General features: G+C 41.0%; 20 protein-coding genes and 5 tRNA genes. 24 read left to right on the top strand and 1 reads right to left on the bottom strand.

Translation table 11 applies throughout. The features are described from left to right. The first annotated feature begins 5 nt into the window (after positions 1 to 5). The 5 genes from ACFQ0V_RS09450 (at position 6) to ACFQ0V_RS09430 (ending at position 6,172) form a co-directional block, all read left to right on the top strand. On the top strand, positions 6 to 1,352 hold the full coding sequence (locus tag ACFQ0V_RS09450; RefSeq protein ID WP_381012671.1) for a UDP-N-acetylmuramoyl-tripeptide--D-alanyl-D-alanine ligase: 1,347 nt from the start codon (positions 6 to 8) through the stop codon (positions 1,350 to 1,352). Next, positions 1,349 to 2,089 (top strand): alpha/beta hydrolase, encoded by a 741-nt coding sequence (locus tag ACFQ0V_RS09445; RefSeq protein WP_381012668.1) that lies wholly within the window; start codon positions 1,349 to 1,351, stop codon positions 2,087 to 2,089. Before ACFQ0V_RS09450 ends, ACFQ0V_RS09445 begins: the two co-directional genes overlap by 4 nt. 401 nt (positions 2,090 to 2,490) lie before the next feature. After that, the gene (locus ACFQ0V_RS09440; protein WP_381012665.1) at positions 2,491 to 3,978 is read left to right on the top strand and encodes a DEAD/DEAH box helicase; all 1,488 of its coding nucleotides are present in this window, start codon (positions 2,491 to 2,493) and stop codon (positions 3,976 to 3,978) included. A gap of 204 nt (positions 3,979 to 4,182) precedes the next feature. Further along, the gene (locus ACFQ0V_RS09435) at positions 4,183 to 4,662 is read left to right on the top strand and encodes a PH domain-containing protein (RefSeq protein WP_381012663.1); all 480 of its coding nucleotides are present in this window, start codon (positions 4,183 to 4,185) and stop codon (positions 4,660 to 4,662) included. Beyond that, positions 4,655 to 6,172 carry a PH domain-containing protein gene (locus ACFQ0V_RS09430; protein ID WP_381012660.1) on the top strand — a complete coding sequence of 506 codons (1,518 nt, stop codon included), beginning with the start codon at positions 4,655 to 4,657 and terminating at the stop codon, positions 6,170 to 6,172. The genes ACFQ0V_RS09435 and ACFQ0V_RS09430 overlap by 8 nt, the downstream gene beginning before the upstream one ends. A gap of 76 nt (positions 6,173 to 6,248) precedes the next feature. Here ACFQ0V_RS09430 and ACFQ0V_RS09425 read toward each other — a convergent pair whose 3' ends face one another. Further along, the gene (locus ACFQ0V_RS09425) at positions 6,249 to 6,851 is read right to left on the bottom strand and encodes a rhomboid family intramembrane serine protease (protein WP_381012657.1); all 603 of its coding nucleotides are present in this window, start codon (positions 6,849 to 6,851) and stop codon (positions 6,249 to 6,251) included. Positions 6,852 to 6,923: 72 nt separating this feature from the next. Here ACFQ0V_RS09425 and acpS point away from each other — a divergent pair, with 72 nt between their 5' ends. The 19 genes from acpS to ACFQ0V_RS09330 all read left to right on the top strand — a co-directional run bounded on the left by acpS (position 6,924) and on the right by ACFQ0V_RS09330 (position 17,664). Beyond that, positions 6,924 to 7,286, top strand: a complete 363-nt coding sequence (acpS, locus tag ACFQ0V_RS09420; protein WP_381012655.1) for a holo-ACP synthase — start codon at positions 6,924 to 6,926, stop codon at positions 7,284 to 7,286. Continuing rightward, positions 7,283 to 8,395: an alanine racemase gene (alr, locus tag ACFQ0V_RS09415; RefSeq protein ID WP_381012652.1), complete on the top strand. Its 1,113-nt coding sequence runs from the start codon at positions 7,283 to 7,285 to the stop codon at positions 8,393 to 8,395. The genes acpS and alr overlap by 4 nt, the downstream gene beginning before the upstream one ends. 102 nt (positions 8,396 to 8,497) lie before the next feature. Continuing rightward, on the top strand, positions 8,498 to 8,788 hold the full coding sequence (locus ACFQ0V_RS09410; protein WP_381012650.1) for a transcriptional regulator: 291 nt from the start codon (positions 8,498 to 8,500) through the stop codon (positions 8,786 to 8,788). Between the two features lie 4 nt (positions 8,789 to 8,792). Next, on the top strand, positions 8,793 to 9,143 hold the full coding sequence (locus ACFQ0V_RS09405; RefSeq protein WP_381012649.1) for a type II toxin-antitoxin system PemK/MazF family toxin: 351 nt from the start codon (positions 8,793 to 8,795) through the stop codon (positions 9,141 to 9,143). 196 nt (positions 9,144 to 9,339) lie between these two features. Further along, the gene (locus ACFQ0V_RS09400) at positions 9,340 to 10,164 is read left to right on the top strand and encodes an STAS domain-containing protein (protein ID WP_381012646.1); all 825 of its coding nucleotides are present in this window, start codon (positions 9,340 to 9,342) and stop codon (positions 10,162 to 10,164) included. Positions 10,165 to 10,166: 2 nt separating this feature from the next. Further along, positions 10,167 to 10,529, top strand: coding sequence for an STAS domain-containing protein (locus ACFQ0V_RS09395; protein WP_381012645.1), 363 nt, complete (start codon positions 10,167 to 10,169; stop codon positions 10,527 to 10,529). A gap of 2 nt (positions 10,530 to 10,531) precedes the next feature. Continuing rightward, a complete protein-coding gene (locus ACFQ0V_RS09390) occupies positions 10,532 to 10,933 on the top strand; it encodes an anti-sigma regulatory factor (protein ID WP_381012643.1) in 402 nt (133 codons plus the stop codon). Positions 10,934 to 10,945: 12 nt separating this feature from the next. Continuing rightward, positions 10,946 to 11,944: a PP2C family protein-serine/threonine phosphatase gene (locus tag ACFQ0V_RS09385; protein ID WP_381012640.1), complete on the top strand. Its 999-nt coding sequence runs from the start codon at positions 10,946 to 10,948 to the stop codon at positions 11,942 to 11,944. 83 nt (positions 11,945 to 12,027) lie between these two features. After that, positions 12,028 to 12,357, top strand: a complete 330-nt coding sequence (locus ACFQ0V_RS09380) for an STAS domain-containing protein (RefSeq protein WP_381012638.1) — start codon at positions 12,028 to 12,030, stop codon at positions 12,355 to 12,357. Then, on the top strand, positions 12,357 to 12,830 hold the full coding sequence (gene rsbW, locus ACFQ0V_RS09375) for an anti-sigma B factor RsbW (protein ID WP_381013214.1): 474 nt from the start codon (positions 12,357 to 12,359) through the stop codon (positions 12,828 to 12,830). Before ACFQ0V_RS09380 ends, rsbW begins: the two co-directional genes overlap by 1 nt. Beyond that, complete coding sequence (gene sigB / locus ACFQ0V_RS09370) at positions 12,805 to 13,611, top strand: RNA polymerase sigma factor SigB (protein ID WP_381012635.1); 807 nt, start codon at positions 12,805 to 12,807, stop codon at positions 13,609 to 13,611. Before rsbW ends, sigB begins: the two co-directional genes overlap by 26 nt. Continuing rightward, the gene (locus tag ACFQ0V_RS09365) at positions 13,596 to 14,189 is read left to right on the top strand and encodes a SpoIIE family protein phosphatase (protein ID WP_381012633.1); all 594 of its coding nucleotides are present in this window, start codon (positions 13,596 to 13,598) and stop codon (positions 14,187 to 14,189) included. Before sigB ends, ACFQ0V_RS09365 begins: the two co-directional genes overlap by 16 nt. A gap of 72 nt (positions 14,190 to 14,261) precedes the next feature. Beyond that, a complete protein-coding gene (locus ACFQ0V_RS09360) occupies positions 14,262 to 16,421 on the top strand; it encodes a Tex family protein (protein ID WP_381012630.1) in 2,160 nt (719 codons plus the stop codon). Next, complete coding sequence (locus ACFQ0V_RS09355; RefSeq protein ID WP_381012627.1) at positions 16,421 to 16,876, top strand: SprT family protein; 456 nt, start codon at positions 16,421 to 16,423, stop codon at positions 16,874 to 16,876. The genes ACFQ0V_RS09360 and ACFQ0V_RS09355 overlap by 1 nt, the downstream gene beginning before the upstream one ends. 300 nt (positions 16,877 to 17,176) lie before the next feature. Then, positions 17,177 to 17,251, top strand: a tRNA-Glu gene (locus ACFQ0V_RS09350). Positions 17,252 to 17,269: 18 nt separating this feature from the next. Beyond that, positions 17,270 to 17,344 (top strand) — tRNA-Gln (locus tag ACFQ0V_RS09345). Between the two features lies 1 nt (position 17,345). Continuing rightward, positions 17,346 to 17,421, top strand: a tRNA-Lys gene (locus tag ACFQ0V_RS09340). Between the two features lie 76 nt (positions 17,422 to 17,497). Further along, a tRNA-Leu gene (locus ACFQ0V_RS09335) sits at positions 17,498 to 17,584 on the top strand. Between the two features lie 6 nt (positions 17,585 to 17,590). Beyond that, positions 17,591 to 17,664, top strand: a tRNA-Gly gene (locus ACFQ0V_RS09330). The last annotated feature ends 83 nt before the right edge of the window (positions 17,665 to 17,747 follow it).

Genomic DNA, 17,747 nt, shown 5'->3' with positions numbered 1-17,747 from the left:
AATAGATGAAACGTACAACGACACAATTACAACAATGGTTACAAGCAGAGGCTCAAAACTTACAAGATGATCAATTCGTACAACGAGTCGTCATCGATTCGCGCATCGTGCAAACAGGAGATTTGTTCATTCCGTTTCGCGGAGAGCACTCGAATGGGCATCAATACGTTCGCCAAGCGATTGAAGATGGAGCGGTCGCTTCTTTATGGTTGACAGACGAACCGAATCCGCCAACGGACTTACCTTTAATTTTTGTGGAAGATAGCGAACTCGCGCTACAGCAGTTAGCGCGCGCTTACCGAGAAGAAATTCACCCTGTCGTCATCGGGGTGACGGGTTCGAATGGTAAGACGTCGACGAAAGACCTCATTACCGCGACACTCGAACCGTATTTCAAAGTGCAAAAAACAGAAGGGAACTTCAATAACGAGTTAGGGTTACCTTTAACGATTTTAAATTTAGATGAAGATGTCGAAGTGGCAGTACTCGAAATGGGGATGAGCGATTTCGGTGAAATTTCATTTTTATCGAAAATGGCAAAACCGCGTTTTGCGGTCATTACGAATATCGGAGAAGCACATATGGAAGCGCTCGGGTCGCGTGAAGGAATTGCCTGTGCGAAATTTGAAATTATCGATGGCTTACAAGACGGCGTGCTCTTTTATGATGGAGATGAGCCACTTTTACAGCCGCTCGTTGAACAGACGAGCACTCGTACAGAGTCTTTCGGCTATAGAGAACGTAACCGTCACCACCTCGTAGCGGTTGAGCAGCTTGAAGGAGGGACCGCTTTCCGAGTGGAAGGTACGGTTTATGGTGACTTTGAGATGAGTATTTACGGTGAATATCAAGCGAAAAATGCCCTTCCTGCTTTAGCGATTGGACATGCGTTAGGCTTATCGGTTGAACAGATGCAAGAGGCATTAAAAACGGCGAAATTAACGGCGATGCGCATGGAACCAGTTTATTTAGAAACGGGAGCGCTCGTGCTTAACGATGCGTACAATGCAGCACCGACATCGATGAAAGCAGCATTAAATTTCTTGGCGAACTATGAACATCGCGAAAAGAAATGGCTCGTTCTTGGAGATATGTTAGAGCTTGGAGAAGATGAACTTACGTATCACGCTGACTTGCAAGAAGCGGTGAAGATGGTGAAACCGGAGCGTATTTATTTAGTAGGCGAGCGCATGAAAGCTTTAGCAGATGCACTACATACTCATTGCGACGCTGAAATTGTGCACACATTGGAACGCGATTCTTTCAAAAATATATTTGCAGACAGTACGCGTGAACATGTCATTTTATTAAAAGGATCGCGCGGTATGGCATTGGAGAAATTACTTCCATGAAAAAAGAAGTAGGGGTATTATTTTTACACGGCTTTACAGGGGGACCGATCGAAACGCGTCCCCTTTACAACTATTTGAATGCGCGAACGAATTGGGTTCTCCATTCTCCGACATTAACAGGGCATGGCATCCCTCTTCAATTGTCTCACCCGTATGCGAATGCTTCGACATGGATTTTTGAAGTGAACCGCGCATATGATCAGTTAGCGGAGCGAGTGAACAAAATTGTCGTCGTCGGTTTTTCAATGGGTGGCTTATTAGCCCTGCAGTTAGCGGCGCAAAGAAGAGTCGACGCGCTCATTTTATTAAGTCCCGCAGCGAAGTATGGCGAATGGCGTCATTTAGTAGGGGATATTTGGACGAAGCTCGGAGCGGACTTGTTGAAGCGCCCATTGCCGAGACAAACGTTTTATCATCTGTACGACTACAAATTACGCAACACCCCGATTCGAGCGGCATTTCACTTTTTAGACGTGTTACGCTACGGAAAGTATTGTGCAAAATTCGTTCATACCCCTGTCTGTTTCGTACATGGAAAGCGTGATGGCATCGTCCCGTTTTCATCGAGTTTATATTTATATCGACGGGTGAAAAGCGAGCATAAGCAGGTCATCATTTCAGAACAAGGGAAGCATCATATTTGTTACAGTGCGGATGCGGAAGGTTGGTTTCACGAGCTTCTTCGTTTTATTGAACGTCACCTCCATTTGTCGAATAGTGTCATTATTAACAGATAATTATGATTAATTCACAATGATTGCATAGTCCATTCTCGCATGGTACACTGACAACTAGGATTGGATACATTTACACGAGAGACTCTTCAGCCTATTTGATGAAGAGTACTTTTTTTTGAATAAAACGAGATGTCTAACGTCTCGCTCGGTAAGACCCGAGCTTTTCTAACAGCCTCTGTAATGCTTGGAAGCAACATAACTCCCCACGTCAGAGAAACTACAAATCGGAATTAAAATGTGAACGAAGCACACAACTGATCATTTCGTTCACTCACTCATTCACCATCCCGATTCGAAGCATTTTAGAAAACTAAAATGAGTAAAAGGCTCGAATTTTGCCGCGTTTTCATTTGAAATGTAACCAATGATCAAATGAAAGAAACAAAAGGAGATTGAGAAGTTTGACGAAATTTTCAGAACTGAATATTAGCGAATCAACACAAGACTCATTAAAAAGAATGGGTTTTGAAGAAGCGACACCGATCCAAGAAGGAACGATTAAATACGGTCTCGCAGGAGAAGATGTCATTGGACAAGCACAAACAGGTACAGGGAAAACAGCAGCGTTCGGTATTCCAATTATCGAGAAAGTGGATACTTCGAACAAAGCAGTACAAGCGTTAATCATTGCGCCGACTCGTGAACTTGCGATTCAAGTTTCAGAAGAAATTTATCGTATCGGTCACGGAAAACGTGCTCGTGTACTTTCAGTATACGGTGGACAAGATATCGGACGCCAAATTCGCGCACTCCGCAACAACCCACAAATTGTTGTCGGAACACCAGGACGAATTTTAGACCATATTAAACGTAAAACATTGAAATTAGACGGAGTTGAGACGTTAGTTCTCGACGAAGCGGATGAAATGTTAAACATGGGCTTCATCGAAGATATTAATGCGATTTTATCTAACGTTCCAGATACGCGCCAAACATTATTGTTCTCGGCGACAATGCCAGGACCGATTCGCAAAATTGCGGAAACATTTATGAAAAACCCACAAATGGTGAAAATTAAATCGAAAGAAATGACAGTCGAAAACATCGACCAATATTTCGTAAAAGCACAAGAGCGCGAGAAGTTCGAAGTGTTATCACGTTTATTAAACGTTCACCAACCAGAGCTCGCAATCGTTTTCGGACGCACGAAACGCCGTGTTGACGAATTAGCAGAAGCATTAAGCTTACGTGGTTACCTTGCGGAAGGTATTCACGGTGACTTAACGCAATCAAAACGTATGTCAGTATTACGTCAATTTAAAGAAAATAAAATCGACGTTCTCGTCGCAACAGACGTTGCAGCGCGTGGACTTGATATTTCAGGCGTTACACACGTATACAACTTCGATATTCCGCAAGATCCAGAAAGCTACGTACACCGTATCGGACGTACAGGTCGTGCTGGTAAAAGTGGAGTGGCGGTAACGTTCGTAACACCACGTGAAATGGGATACTTACGTGTCGTAGAGGAAACGACGAAAAAACGTATGACACCACTTCGTCCACCGACAGAAGACGAAGCGTTAGTCGGTCAACAAAAATTAGCGGTAGAACAACTCGTTGAAATCGTTGAGAAGAACGAATTAAACGACTACCGTGAAATGGCTGAGAAATTAATGCAACAACATGATGCGGTAGATTTAATCGCAGCTGCATTGAAAAACTTAACGCGCGAACCGAACGATACACCGGTTAAAATTACAGAAGAGCGCCCATTACCATCACGTCGCACAGGAGGACGTGGCAATGATCGTAATCGCGGAGGTGGCGGACGCCGTCGCAACAACAACTTCCGTGGCGGAGAACGTAACCGTCGTTCAGGTGGCGGTGGTGGCGGATCACGTCGTCGCGAAGGTAGTCGCGGTAACCGTTCAACAAAACAACAATAAATAAAATGGATACACCGTCATTCATGAAAGTGAATGGCGGTGTATTTTTTATTTAGCATTTGTTATTGCTCGAATGAAGGAAATACTAAAAAATATCTGTCTGATAGGTTATGATAGATAAGTCAAGCATATTTGGAGGAACGATAGATGTTTTGAAATAATACTCCTCTATGTTTAGTTCACAATTTCAAAGTAGGTGTGAAAATGTCAGATCAATTATCGCAAAAGATTAATCGCAAAGGATTGACTGTTTGGCGCATTCATAACGGTTTGTCTACATTGTTTTTAATCATCGCGACCATTGTATTATTTGTAATATTAAAGACGAATGATTTCAATATGAACTATGTATGGATTGGAGTTGGAATAATCGTCCTCCATCTTCTGTTTTTTGTGGTCGTTTTCCCTTATATTCGATGGAAACGTTGGGGATATGAAGTGAGAGAAGCAGAAATAGAAATTCAAAGAGGGTTATTCATTGTGAAACGTACACTCATTCCGATGGCGCGTGTGCAGCATGTTGATACGACACAAGGTCCTTTACTACGCATGTATGGTGTAGCAGATTTGACGATTTCAACAGCAGCGACGGTTCATATTATTCCTGCGATTGCATTGAACGAGGCAGATGAGTTAAGAAGACGTATTTCCACATTAGCGAGGATGGCGAAAGACGATGTATAATTCGAACGAACGTTATCAATTACATTGGGCGACGATTTTCGTTTCGAGTCTCCGCTTATTGCGTGAAATGATTTTACCGATTGTCGTGTTGATCGCTTTAAATGCTTTTAAAGATGGTCTTGATGGGCGTGGCTTTTTAATAATGGCAGGGATTGGGTTCGCGAGCTTTTCCGTTTTATTCATCGCATCTGTGCTCGTTAATTTTATTCGTTGGAGTCGTTTTACGTATTGGTTTGAAGAGGATGAACTTAGAATTGAGAGCGGTGTGTTCGTTCGAAACAAACGTTACATTCCATTTGAAAGAATTCAAAGTTTGAATTATACAGAGCCACTAGCGCACCGGATATTTGGACTCGTGAAAGTGGAAATTGAGACAGCGAGTGGCTCAGGAGAAGCAGAAGCGGCATTGCCAGCAGTATCAAAAGGTGCCGCTGAAGCGATCGAATATTTTATTCAAGAGACGAAGAAGCGAAGAATTATTGGACCGTTACCGTTACGCTTCAATGAGCAAGGAGAACCGCTCCACCCATTCGTTTTGGAAGTAGAAGTCGAAACGGAAGCATTGCCGCAAGATGGTTTGCGTGAAGTGTATACGATGACGCGGAAAGATCTCGTCATTTTAGCGGTGACTTCAAGCGGTGTCGGTGTTATTTTGTCGGGTATTTTAATTTTTATGACACAGTTTATCGATTTAATTCCATTTGAGTTTTTATATACACAAGTCTTTACGTTTATCCGTTCAGGTTTAACGATGGTTTTACTCGTCATTTTCGGGGCACTATTCGTCACGTGGTTGCTGTCGATTGCGCTCACCTTTATTTCGTACCATCAATTTAGAGTAACCCGAGATCGTAACAACTTATTTATGACGCGCGGATTAATCGAGAAGAAAAAAGTGACCGTTCCGTTAAGCCGTGTGCAAAGTGTTGAAATATTAGAAAACCCATTTCGTCAACTATTCGGCTACTGTACGATCGTTTTGCATAGTGCAGGTGGAGCGGGAGAAAGTTCACGCATTGCGATTTTTCCACTTGTGAAAAAGAACGCTGCTTATGAACCGCTCACTGAAATTTTTCCAGAGCTTCATTTTTCGACACCTTTGAAAAAAGTGCCAGAACGGGGGAAGCACTTTTTTCATCGCATTCAATATTTCTGGGCGATTCCGTTCATAGCGGGCATTAGCTACAGCTTTTTCCCTTATGGGTTATTCGTTTTATTGCTATTACCTGTCATCGTTTTGCACGGCCGTTGGAAGTTTAAAACAGCGCGTTATGCGTATGAAAAACAACAATTGACAACGATGTATCGCCAAATTACGAAGCGAACGGTTTACGTTTTGCGCCCGCGCATTCAATCCCTCACTTTGAGACAAAGTTATTTTCATCAGAGACGTCAAGTAGGTACGATTCTTTGTTATATTAAATCGGGAATGACGCATACGGTGGCTAAAATTCCATTTATGGATGAAAAAGAAGCGAGACAAGTGATGAAATGGTATGAACATAAATGAAAAACTCCTGTCATTCGTCAAAAGGCGAAGACAGGAGTTTTTATAGAATTATGATATAATGATGAAGTCTAAATCATTATTTTTTCCAACTCATAATGCGTTTCGGATGGAAGTAGCTTAGTCCGATAATGAACCCGACGATGAGTCCACCGATATGAGCAGTTTGGTTAATGTTAGACCCTAAGAAAGTGAGAACAACACTAATACCAACGATTGGTAAAATGATTTGTTTCAGTTGTGGAATATTATCTCTTGTATAGTAGACGAGTGCTAAAAATGCACCGAAAATACCGAAAATCGCACCGCTCGCTCCGACGTGGATGTAAGAGAGTGGTTGTAAAAAGTAAGTTGCGACGTTTGCGAAAACACCACTCAATAGGAAAAGAGTAATGAATCTCATCTTACCGATTAATTTTTCTAAATCGGGACCGAAGATATAGAGAGAGAACATATTCATCAATAAATGCATGAAGTCCGCATGGAGAAATATAGGGGTAATTAAGCGCCACCACTGTCCGTAAGCGACCATTTCATTAGAGCCAATCCCCATCAAGTACATAATCGGTCCAATCCCAGGGATAATTTTAATGAGATGTAGGACGATATTGAGAATGATTAATGTTGTCACTACAGGGTACAAGCGCATATACTCATTTAATTTTTCATTTCGAATAAACATAATTTCACCTCGATTAACATTGTCTATAAGTATACTTTGTCTACACATGAATGAAAAGGAAGAAGTGGTCAAATGATTTCTGGAATAGGTTTAGATCTCGTTGAATTAGACCGAATTCAAACGATTTATGAGCGAAACGCTCGATTTGCAGAACGTATTTTATCTGTGCGAGAACGACAGAAGTTTCAAATGTTGAGCGACGGGCGAAAATTAGAATATTTAGCGGGACGTTTTGCGGCGAAAGAGGCTTTTGCGAAAGCTTTAGGTACAGGAATCGGAGAAAATTGCACATTTCAACAAATTGAAGTGTTAAATGATTCGTTAGGAAAACCTATTTTATATTTTCAAAATACGCTTGTGAATGGGTTTGTCTCTATTACGCATACGAAGCATGTAGCGGCTGCGCAAGTGATTTTACAAGAAGGTGAAGCATGATGACATCTTATCGCCCGACTCGTATGTCAATTAGTCGCTCAGCTATCGTCCAAAATATCCAAAACATTAAACGTTATTATGAGGAACAAAATCGCCCGATACGTCATTTCTTTGCGGTAGTGAAGGCGAACGGTTATGGTCATGGAATGGAAGAAGTGGTGCGAGCGTCAGAAAGTGAAGTGAATTATTTTGCGGTCGCGACGGTTGATGAGGCATTGCGATTGCGCAAAATGACGAAGTTGCCGATCCTCGTTTTAGGACCTTCTCCTGTTGAGTCTATTCCAGAAGCTGTCACTCATCAAATTACACTCACTGTCCCTTCGGTAGAGTGGCTTGTTGAAGCGGAGAATCAGTATCCGCGGGAGCCTTTAATTCTACATATGAAATTAAATACAGGGATGAACCGAATCGGTTTACAAACTGGAGAAGAAATTGAACGAGCTTTTCAATTGTTAAGAAATACAGCGTATGAAATAGAAGGAGTTTTTACACATTTTGCGCGAGCGGATGAAGAGGAACGCTCTTGGACTGATGAACAAGTTCGAATATTTGAAGAATTACTTCAATATTTTCCAGAACGTCCATCAATTGTTCACGTATCCAATAGCGCGGCAACGTTAAGGTTCCCGGAATATGTATATGACGGGGTGCGTTACGGCATTAGTTTGTATGGGTTGCCCCCATCGCCTTACGTAGAAACGATTTTACCGATACGTTTAATAAAAGCGATGACACTTACAACGGAAGTGGCGAAGATAACAAAAGTCCCGTCACAATCTCAAATTAGTTACGGTGGCACATATGAAACGAAAAAGTTAGAGTATGTTGCAACATTACCGATCGGTTATGCGGACGGTTTAAGAAGACAGTTAACAGGACAGCAAGTAATAATTAAAGGAAGTAAATATCCAATTATAGGTACGATTTGTATGGACCAGTGTATGATTCTTGTAAATGAAAATATTTCAGTAGGAGAAATTGTTACATTAATCGGAATTGACAAAGGAGAAGAAATTAGTGTAAATGATTGGTCTAACAGTTTAAACACGATTAATTATGAAGTATGCACATCATTCAGTGCGAGAATAAGTCGAGAATTGTCACAATAATGTTTTTTTCACCCGACGAAAGACCTTTTCTTTCCATCTTAACGATGATACGATGGAGAGGTATAGAATACTCATTGAAACGGTTTTCTGGAGGTGCTTAACTTGCGTGAAAGAGACAACCGCGAACGAAATTTGCGAAAAGTCATTGTTGAAATTCCGACGAACATGTTGAATGAAAAAGAACAAGTAGTCAACCATCGAGAAGCTTCACATAAAAACTTTGTTTACATTTCAGCAAATCGTTCTGAACATGACGAAATGAAAGAACTAAGAGAAATGATGATGAAAGGTTATGTTGAAATGTCGCAAATTAATTTAAAAATCGCGACGGAATGTTTACATGTAGAGTATGAAGCTCAGCATACGATGGAACGGCTCGTAAGCGGAGGTTAAAAAGTTGGCAATCAAACGTGGAGACGTATTTTTTGCAGATTTGTCACCAGTAGTCGGTTCGGAACAAGGGGGCATGCGTCCTGTCTTGATCATTCAAAACGATATCGGGAACCGATTCAGTCCCACAGTCATCATCGCAGCTATTACAGCGCAAATTCAAAAAGCAAAATTGCCAACACATGTTGAAATCGATGCGAAAACATATAAATTCGAGCGAGATTCAGTCATCTTGCTCGAACAGATTCGCACGATCGACAAGTCGAGGCTCACAGATAAAATTACACATCTTGATGCTGATGTTATGGCACAAGTTGATAAAGCACTGGAAATTAGTTTCGGTTTAATTAAAATATAGTACATATAAAGAATATGAGAGATTAAGAGCGAGTAATGGATTGAACGAAAGGTCCGTTGCTCGTTTTTAGTATGTAATTTTTTAGAGCGAAAGTGGTAAAAGAAGGATTTTTTAAAAGTTAAGTGTCTTTCTGCACTATTTTCGTTACAATAAAGAGAAGTATAGATGAATAACTGTTTGGAAGGAGTCTATTAGGATGAATGAACAAATGATTAAAAATTTACAAAAATACAAAGAGGAAGTAATGCACGCTTGGATCGATGAGATGAAAAATGAGAAAGGTGAAAAGTTTTTTCAATATATGCCTGAACATCTCGTAGAAAAGACGAGTCGAGAGTTTACGACGTTAATGTTGTCGAACATAGAAGAGGGTGAAGATGTATCGGATGAAGAGTCGATGGAATTTGCGACAAAAATCGTTCGATTCGGTTGGTCTATTTCATTTATTAACACAGCGATTGATCGCTTTTCTAAAGTAGTGTTTAAACATTTAGAAAAAGAAAAAATTATTAACGGAGAAAATTATAGTCAATTTTTCAATTTACATTTAAAGTGGATTGAACCTTTAAGACGCAGTATCATTCAATCTTATTCATTAGAATGGGAGCGTACATTTAATTTACAAAAAATCGCACTCCAAGAACTATCAGCATCACTTATTCCGATTTTCGAAAAAATATCCGTCATGCCTCTCGTTGGAACGATCGATACGGAACGAGCGAAATTAATTATGGAGAATTTATTAGAAGGTGTCGTTGAGCAACGTGCAGAAGTTGTCTTGCTCGATATTACAGGTGTGCCAGTTGTCGATACGATGGTAGCACATCATTTAATTCAAGCAGCCGATGCGGTACGTCTTGTTGGCTCGAAATGTTTACTCGTTGGAATCCGTCCTGAAATTGCACAAACGATTGTGACATTAGGCATCGATTTGACTGAGTTTTTAACAACAAGTACATTACAAAAAGGAATGGAAAAGGCGCTTCGTTTAACGAATCGTGAAATTAAGGAGGTTGAATAAAGATGAATATGCGCATCCCAATTTTAAAACTGTACGATACGTTAATCGTATCGATTCAATGGGAGCTTGACGATCGCACAGCTTTGCAGTTTCAAGAAGATTTGATGGAGAAATTGCATGAAACGGCAGCGGTTGGCGTACTTATTGATTTAACGGCAATTGATTTTATCGATTCTTTCATCGCTAAAGTATTGGGCGATGTCATTCAAATGTCGGGTCTAATGGGAGCGAAAGTTGTCATCACTGGAATCCAACCAGCTGTCGCAATTACGTTAATCGAACTCGGAATTAGACTCGAAGGAGTGTTAACAGCATTAGATTTAGAAAACGGATTGGATAAACTTCACAAAGAATTGGAGGACTAGTTATGAATGAACGGTCTTCTGTAGAAATATATACAGAGTGGGACGTCGTGGCAGCGCGTCAATTAGGAAGGGACGAAGCGAAGTCAATCGGCTTCGGAACGGTCGACCAAGCGCGTATTACGACTGCAATTAGTGAATTAGCACGAAATATTTATTTATATGCGGGCACGGGAAAAATAGAGATTAGACGCTTGCATGATGGAACTAAAAAAGGAATGATGATCATTTCATCCGACAATGGACCGGGAATTCCAGATGTTCGTAAAGTGATGGAAGACGGCTTTACGACGTCCGGGGGACTTGGGGCAGGGATGCCGGGAGTTCAACGACTTGTCGATGAATTTAAGATTGAAACAGAAGTAGGGGTAGGCACGACGATAACAGCTATTAAATGGCTGCGTTAAGGAAGTGAAATGATGATGGATTTACAAAAGCAGTATCAAGAATTGTTAGAGAAATATTTAGAAAACCTCGATGAGAAAAACTTATACTTCGCTCAACAATTTAGTCGTAAATTTATCGAACAAGAAATTGCGCCGGAAGATGTAGTTAGCCTTCATAAAGACGCGGTAATGCACATATTTCCAGAGTTGCGTGAAGAAGTAGCAACGACACATGATTTCTTAATCGAAATGATGATTCATTACGGTTTAGCTCTTCGTGAACATCAAAGCTTAATTAAGAAGCGTGAGGAGCTGCACATGGAGATGGAAGTGGCAGCGAACGTTCAAGAAAAGTTAATGAACGCAACGAGACCGAACATGGATGGTTTAGATATCGGTTATGTGAGTGAAGCTGCAAAGACGATGAGTGGTGACTACATTTACTTTGCGGAACATGGACAAAAGAAACTGAGCGTCGCGGTCGCAGATGTTATAGGAAAAGGTATTCCTGCGGCGCTCTGCATGTCGATGATTAAATTTGGAATGGATAGTATTGACGAGAATGAGTCCGTTCCGAGCGAAGTGTTAAAAATCATTAACCGAATCGTGGAAAAAAGTGTGGACAATTCTATGTTTATTTCTATGTATTACGGAATGTATAATGTCGAAGACCAACACTTCACCTATGCTTCAGCAGGACATGAACCTGCGCTTTTATATTGTGCAAAAACGAAAAAATTCGAACAATTGGACGCGAGGGGTTTATTGCTCGGTGTTAAAAGAGAAGTGGAGTATGAAGAGCAACGTGTTCAATTACATTCAGGTGACTTCGTCGCAATCATGACGGATGGTGTCACAGAGATTCGGACGGAGGATGGCTTTTTAGACAGTTCAATCATCGAGCAACTTCTCTATGAAGTGAGTGATCAATCTGCTCAACAAATGGCAGACCATCTTTTCAAAGAGCTATCTCAACTTCAAAATTTCCGTTTACATGATGATTTTACCGTAGCGATTATGAAAAAGAATTAATTAGGTTTTACCTTTGAAAATTAGGGTATATGAAGAAAAATAGATAGAATTTCGATAACTACAACGTTAGGGGTGGATGTAAAATGGATTTACATGTACAACAACAAGAGCTAAAAGATGTGTATCAATTTAAAGTCATCGGAGAAGTCGACGCTTTTACGGCACCGAAATTGAAAGAACAATTAAATACCATTACACATTTAAAAGGTGTGCAAGCTGAGATAGATGTATCAGAAGTAGCATATATGGATAGTACAGGTTTAGGTGTATTCGTCGGTTTTTATAAAACATTACAAGAGCAAGGTGGCCATGTAAAAGTGACAGGTTTAAATCGTCGTTTGTACCGTCTGTTCGAAATTACAGGTTTAGATGCGATTATCGATGTCGAAGAAGCAGAAGGTGATGAACAATGATGGGGCAATATGATTACATTGAAATGAAAGTTCCAGCTAAAGCTCAATATGTTGGAGTAGCGCGTCTCGCTATTTCAGGCATTGCGAGCAGGCTCGGCTTTACATATGATGACATCGAAGATTTGAAGATTGCGGCGAGTGAAGCGGTGACGAATGCTGTCCAACATGCTTACGAAGCGAATGAAGCTGGTGAAGTGATTATCGGTTGTGCGCTTTATAATGATCGATTAGAAATTATGGTTACGGATCACGGAGTCAGTTTTGATTTTGAAGAAGCGAAACAACGTACAGGTCCTTACGATGAAGAGATTGAAGCCCAATTTTTACGTGAAGGCGGCCTCGGTCTTTATTTAATTGAAACATTAATGGATGAAGTACGTATCCACCAAGAGGAGGGTGTCACTGTCTTCATGACGAAGTATCTTCAAAGAGAGCGAGGCGAAGAGGATGCCAAACAAACAGCCTTCTCGTAAAGAGCCAAAGCCGTCAAAGGATGAAGTGCTCCAATGGATACGAAAGTTTCAAGAAGATGGGGATGAAGAAGCTCAAACAGCCCTCGTTTTAAATTATGAACGACTCGTTCATGCGATCGCTCGAAAGTATTCGTATGGTAAATCGTATCATGAAGATTTAGTCCAAGTCGGAATGCTCGGTTTATTAGGTGCGATTCGCCGATATGACCCAGAAGTCGGACGTAGTTTCGAAGCGTTCGCTGTTCCGACAATTGTAGGGGAAATTAAACGTTTCTTACGAGATAAAACTTGGGATGTTCACGTACCTAGACGCATTAAAGAGCTCGGTCCTAAAATTAAAAAAACAGTCGAGACGTTGACGACAGAACTGCAGCGCTCGCCTCGTGTCGACGAAATCGCTGCTCATTTAGAAGTGGATGAAGAAGCGGTTTTAGAAGCGATGGAGATGGGTCGCAGTTACCATGCATTATCGATGGACTATCAATCGGACGCAGATGCTGAAGGTGGCACGATGACGTTGTTCGACTTAGTTGGAAAACAAGACGACGGTTATGAAAAGACAGATCAGCGTCTACTCGTCGCTGAAGCACTTTCTGTATTGACAGAAAGAGAAAGAAGTATCATTCAATATACGTACATTGAACAAATGAGCCAAAAAGAAGCGGGAGAGCGTCTCGGCATTTCACAAATGCATGTGTCACGCCTGCAAAGAAAAGCGATTAAAAAATTACAAGAAGCGATATTATCATCAGGCGGTGCTAGTGATTGGAACGACACATAGACGAACATTTAGAATGTTATACGATGAATCGAATCAAAGTAGGAAATGATATTAGTGGGGATGTTGCGCATACTCACTTTACAGACGAGTTTGCTATACTCGTCATCGCCGACGGACTAGGAAATGGCCCTGAAGCGAATGAATCTGCCAGAGTAGTGAAAGAAACAGTAGCGAAATATCCTGACGAATCGCTCGAGTTTTGGTTTACAGAAAGCAATCGTCAAATGATTGCGAAACGAGGAGCAGCGGTAGGAATTGTTCGAATTGATTTTCAAGCGAAACAGTTAACATATTGTGGAGTCGGAAATATTCGAATGTACATGCTACATAATCATGATCAAATGATTTATCCCTTACCAGTGATGGGATACTTATCAGGGCGAAAAATAAAAATGAATTGTCAAACGTATACCTATGAAAGTGGCGATACATTTTATATGCATTCAGATGGCATTTTGGCGAAAAGTCCGAAAGCTTGTTTGCAACAGAGTCCGACAGCTTATGACTTAGCTAAAAAGATTGAAAGTAAAATAGATTCAGCGGATGATGCTACTTTTATAGCGGTGCAGTTGCTATAATTGATGAAGCATGATCGACTGCTAAAAGACAGGTACAGATGATGTACTTGTCTTTTTTCATATGAGGAGGAAATGAACATGGAATTAACGATTACGAGAACAGCTCAACGGGCGCAATTGCCAACGAAGCAAACAAAAGCGGTAATACAGTTGCTAGATGAAGGGAATACGGTCCCGTTCATCGCACGCTACCGAAAAGAAGCGACAGGATCTTTAGATGAAGTGCAAATCAAAACAATCGAGGATAGCTATCACTATGTGAAGTCTTTAATGACGCGACAAGAAGAAGTCATTCGTTTAATTGGAGAACAAGAAAAATTAACATCTGAATTACAACAAGCGATTGAACGCGCAACGACACTTCAGCAAGTAGAAGATTTATATCGTCCGTATAAGCAGAAGCGAAGAACGAGAGCGACGACTGCGATTGAACGGGGACTCCAACCGCTTGCTGACGCTTTATTAAAAGGTGAAGAGTATGGAGCGCTATTGCAACAATTTGCCGAAAGAGAAGAAGATGCTTTACATGAAGAAGAGGCACTTCAAGGGGCGCGTGACATCATTGCCGAGCAGTTGATGGATGATGTCCGTTCTCGCAATGCTGCACGGAAACATGTGAAAAAAGAAGGTCAAATTATTTCACAACTGAAAAAAGGCGCGGAAGATAAACGTTCCGTCTTTGCGAATTACTATGAATATGCCGAGCCGATTCGTTCGATCGTTCCTCACCGTACACTCGCATTAAACCGAGGAGAGAAAGAAGATGTTTTAAAAATTGCGATCCAGTTTCCAGAACCGGCAATTGAAGCGGAATTAGTTCGCTTATATACGAAGCAATTACCGAATGAACATCGTTTGCAAGTAGAAGAAGCCATTCAAGACGGATTAAAAAGATTGCTCCTCCCATCTGTTGAACGTGAAGTAAGAGCGGAGTTGACAGAAGTGGCTGAACAACAAGCGATTCGCGTTTTCGGTGAAAATTTAAAAAGCTTACTTTTACAGCCTCCATTGAAAGGAAGAACAGTATTAAGTATCGACCCTGCTTTCCGAACAGGTTGTAAATTAGCGGTCATTGATGAGTACGGGAAAGTATTGGCGATCGATACGATTTACCCTCACCCACCGAAGCCAAAAGTAGAAGCTTCTTTAAAAACGTTAAAGCAATTTGTAGAAAAATACGATGCGCGCACGATCGCAATAGGCAACGGGACGGCCTCTCGAGAAACGGAACAGTTCGTCGCGAACGCTTTACGAGATGGTGTCTTTGAAGCTTCTTATGTCATTGTGAATGAAGCAGGAGCGAGTGTGTACTCGGCATCTGAAGAAGCACGACATGAATTCCCAGAGCTTCAAGTTGAACAGCGTAGCGCGATTTCTATCGCACGTCGCTTACAAGACCCATTATCTGAACTCGTCAAAATCGAACCTTCATCGATCGGTGTTGGCCAATATCAACATGACGTGTCGAAGAAAGAATTGGAAGCCTCTCTCGCATTCGTCGTAGAAACAGCAGTGAATACAGTCGGTGTCAACGTCAATACAGCATCTTCATCTCTATTACGTCACGTAGCGGGGCTGTCTAAAACAGTTGCCGATAATATCGTGAAATATCGAGAAGAAAACGGACCTTACGAAAAGCGAACAGAGTTAAAGAAAGTTCCGCGTCTCGGTGCTAAAACATATGAACAGGCAATCGGATTTTTGCGCATTATGGACGGTAAAGAACCTTTCGATGCGACAGGCATTCACCCAGAAAGCTATAAAGAAACAGAGCTTTTATTGAAAACTTTAAACATTACGAAAGAGCAATTAGGACAAGCGGCAACAGTATCATTATTAGATGAAGTAGATTTAGAGCAAATGACAGAGAAGTTAAGTATCGGAGAAGAGACGTTAAAAGATATCATTCAAATTTTAAAACGACCGAATCGAGATCCACGTGAAGACTTCCCGCAACCTGTTTTAAAGTCAGACGTTCTCGCTATCGATGACTTACATGAAGGAATGGAACTTCAAGGAACAGTACGCAACGTTGTAGATTTTGGAGCGTTTGTCGATATCGGAGTGACGGAAGATGGACTCGTGCACATTTCAAAATTAACGAATCGTTTCGTCAAGCACCCTTTAGATGTCGTTGCATCCGGAGATATTGTGACAGTATGGGTAGACTCTGTCGATAAGAAGAAGGGACGCATCGGTTTGACGATGATTCAGCCGAAGCGTAAGGAATAATGACAGATTTTGAGTTACAAAAGCTCGTAGAAAAAATATCAGAAGAAGTATTTTGTAAGCCGTTCCGACACCACGCTTATTTTAATAAACGATTGCGAACGACAGGGGGGCGGTACATGTTGCAAACAGGACATATCGAGATGAATCCTCTCGTTTATAAGAAATATGGAATAGAGGAAACAGTCGGTGTTATTCAACATGAGCTTTGTCATTACCATTTACATCAAGAAGGAAAAGGATATCGACACGGGGATCAAGATTTTAAACAATTGTTAGCAGCAACGAATTCTCCAAGATATTGTAGACCTTTGCAAGAAAGACGAAAAAGTGGAAAACGATTTGTGTATGAATGTACAGCATGTCACCAGCAGTACGAAAGAAAACGGCGAATGGACACAAAAAAGTATCGTTGTGGATTATGTAGAAATGAAATTATTTTATTGGAAATCAAATAAAGTAACAGTTAGGCATCGCAAAATAGAGTATGACATATAGACTCTTTGCGATGCCTATTTTCAATATGTGTGATGAAGCAACATAAGAATCATTGTTTTTTAAAATGATATTATATAGGAAGAGAAATAAACTTGAAATTTATTTTCAAAAAAGACTTGCCAAACTGTTTGTTATTCGTTAAGATAATAAACGTGTCAAAAAGACATGCGTAACACTTAAAAAACAATGATAAAAAGTTGTTGACAACGAAAACGTTGAGTGTTAAGATATTAATCGTGTCGAATGACGAAATAAGAAATGGCCCCTTGGTCAAGCGGTTAAGACACCGCCCTTTCACGGCGGTAACACGGGTTCGAGTCCCGTAGGGGTCACCATTTTCATTCAATTTCCGTTGGGGTATAGCCAAGCGGTAAGGCAACGGACTTTGACTCCGTCATTCGTTGGTTCGAATCCAGCTACCCCAGCCACGAGCCATTAGCTCAGTCGGTAGAGCATCTGACTTTTAATCAGAGGGTCACAGGTTCGAATCCTGTATGGCTCACCATTTTCTTTTGAAGAAAGTGTTGACAATATCAAAAAAGTATTATAAGATATAACTTGTCCTTAAGAAATGAATATTTGCGGTAGTGGCGGAATGGCAGACGCGCTAGGTTGAGGGCCTAGTGGGGGTTAACCCCGTGGAGGTTCAAGTCCTCTTTACCGCACCAAACACTGCGGGCGTAGTTTAGTGGCAAAACCTCAGCCTTCCAAGCTGATGATGAGGGTTCGATTCCCTTCGCCCGCTCCATTATTTTTAAAACGAATGAACATTGAAAACTGAACAGTAACTTGTTGATGAAATAAACCGTTTCTTTATTCAACCCCGTTGGA

Origin of the sequence: Savagea faecisuis (assembly GCF_042675605.1) — a bacterium.
Taxonomy (GTDB): Bacteria; Bacillota; Bacilli; order Bacillales_A; family Planococcaceae; genus Savagea; species Savagea faecisuis.
The sequence above is the reverse complement of the archived record's forward strand: the minus strand, read 5'-3'. Positions and strand labels throughout refer to the sequence as shown.

Coding starts and splice junctions, on each gene's coding strand:
- rsbW (WP_381013214.1), top strand. CDS start 12,357: ATGGGGCAATATGATTACATTGAAATGAAAGTTCCAGCTAAAGCTCAA.
- ACFQ0V_RS09445 (WP_381012668.1), top strand. CDS start 1,349: ATGAAAAAAGAAGTAGGGGTATTATTTTTACACGGCTTTACAGGGGGA.
- ACFQ0V_RS09355 (WP_381012627.1), top strand. CDS start 16,421: ATGACAGATTTTGAGTTACAAAAGCTCGTAGAAAAAATATCAGAAGAA.
- ACFQ0V_RS09450 (WP_381012671.1), top strand. CDS start 6: ATGAAACGTACAACGACACAATTACAACAATGGTTACAAGCAGAGGCT.
- ACFQ0V_RS09390 (WP_381012643.1), top strand. CDS start 10,532: ATGAATGAACGGTCTTCTGTAGAAATATATACAGAGTGGGACGTCGTG.
- ACFQ0V_RS09385 (WP_381012640.1), top strand. CDS start 10,946: ATGATGGATTTACAAAAGCAGTATCAAGAATTGTTAGAGAAATATTTA.
- ACFQ0V_RS09360 (WP_381012630.1), top strand. CDS start 14,262: ATGAACATGGAATTAACGATTACGAGAACAGCTCAACGGGCGCAATTG.
- acpS (WP_381012655.1), top strand. CDS start 6,924: ATGATTTCTGGAATAGGTTTAGATCTCGTTGAATTAGACCGAATTCAA.
- ACFQ0V_RS09380 (WP_381012638.1), top strand. CDS start 12,028: ATGGATTTACATGTACAACAACAAGAGCTAAAAGATGTGTATCAATTT.
- sigB (WP_381012635.1), top strand. CDS start 12,805: ATGCCAAACAAACAGCCTTCTCGTAAAGAGCCAAAGCCGTCAAAGGAT.
- ACFQ0V_RS09430 (WP_381012660.1), top strand. CDS start 4,655: ATGTATAATTCGAACGAACGTTATCAATTACATTGGGCGACGATTTTC.
- ACFQ0V_RS09400 (WP_381012646.1), top strand. CDS start 9,340: ATGAATGAACAAATGATTAAAAATTTACAAAAATACAAAGAGGAAGTA.
- ACFQ0V_RS09435 (WP_381012663.1), top strand. CDS start 4,183: ATGTCAGATCAATTATCGCAAAAGATTAATCGCAAAGGATTGACTGTT.
- alr (WP_381012652.1), top strand. CDS start 7,283: ATGATGACATCTTATCGCCCGACTCGTATGTCAATTAGTCGCTCAGCT.
- ACFQ0V_RS09425 (WP_381012657.1), bottom strand. CDS start 6,851: ATGTTTATTCGAAATGAAAAATTAAATGAGTATATGCGCTTGTACCCT.
- ACFQ0V_RS09395 (WP_381012645.1), top strand. CDS start 10,167: ATGAATATGCGCATCCCAATTTTAAAACTGTACGATACGTTAATCGTA.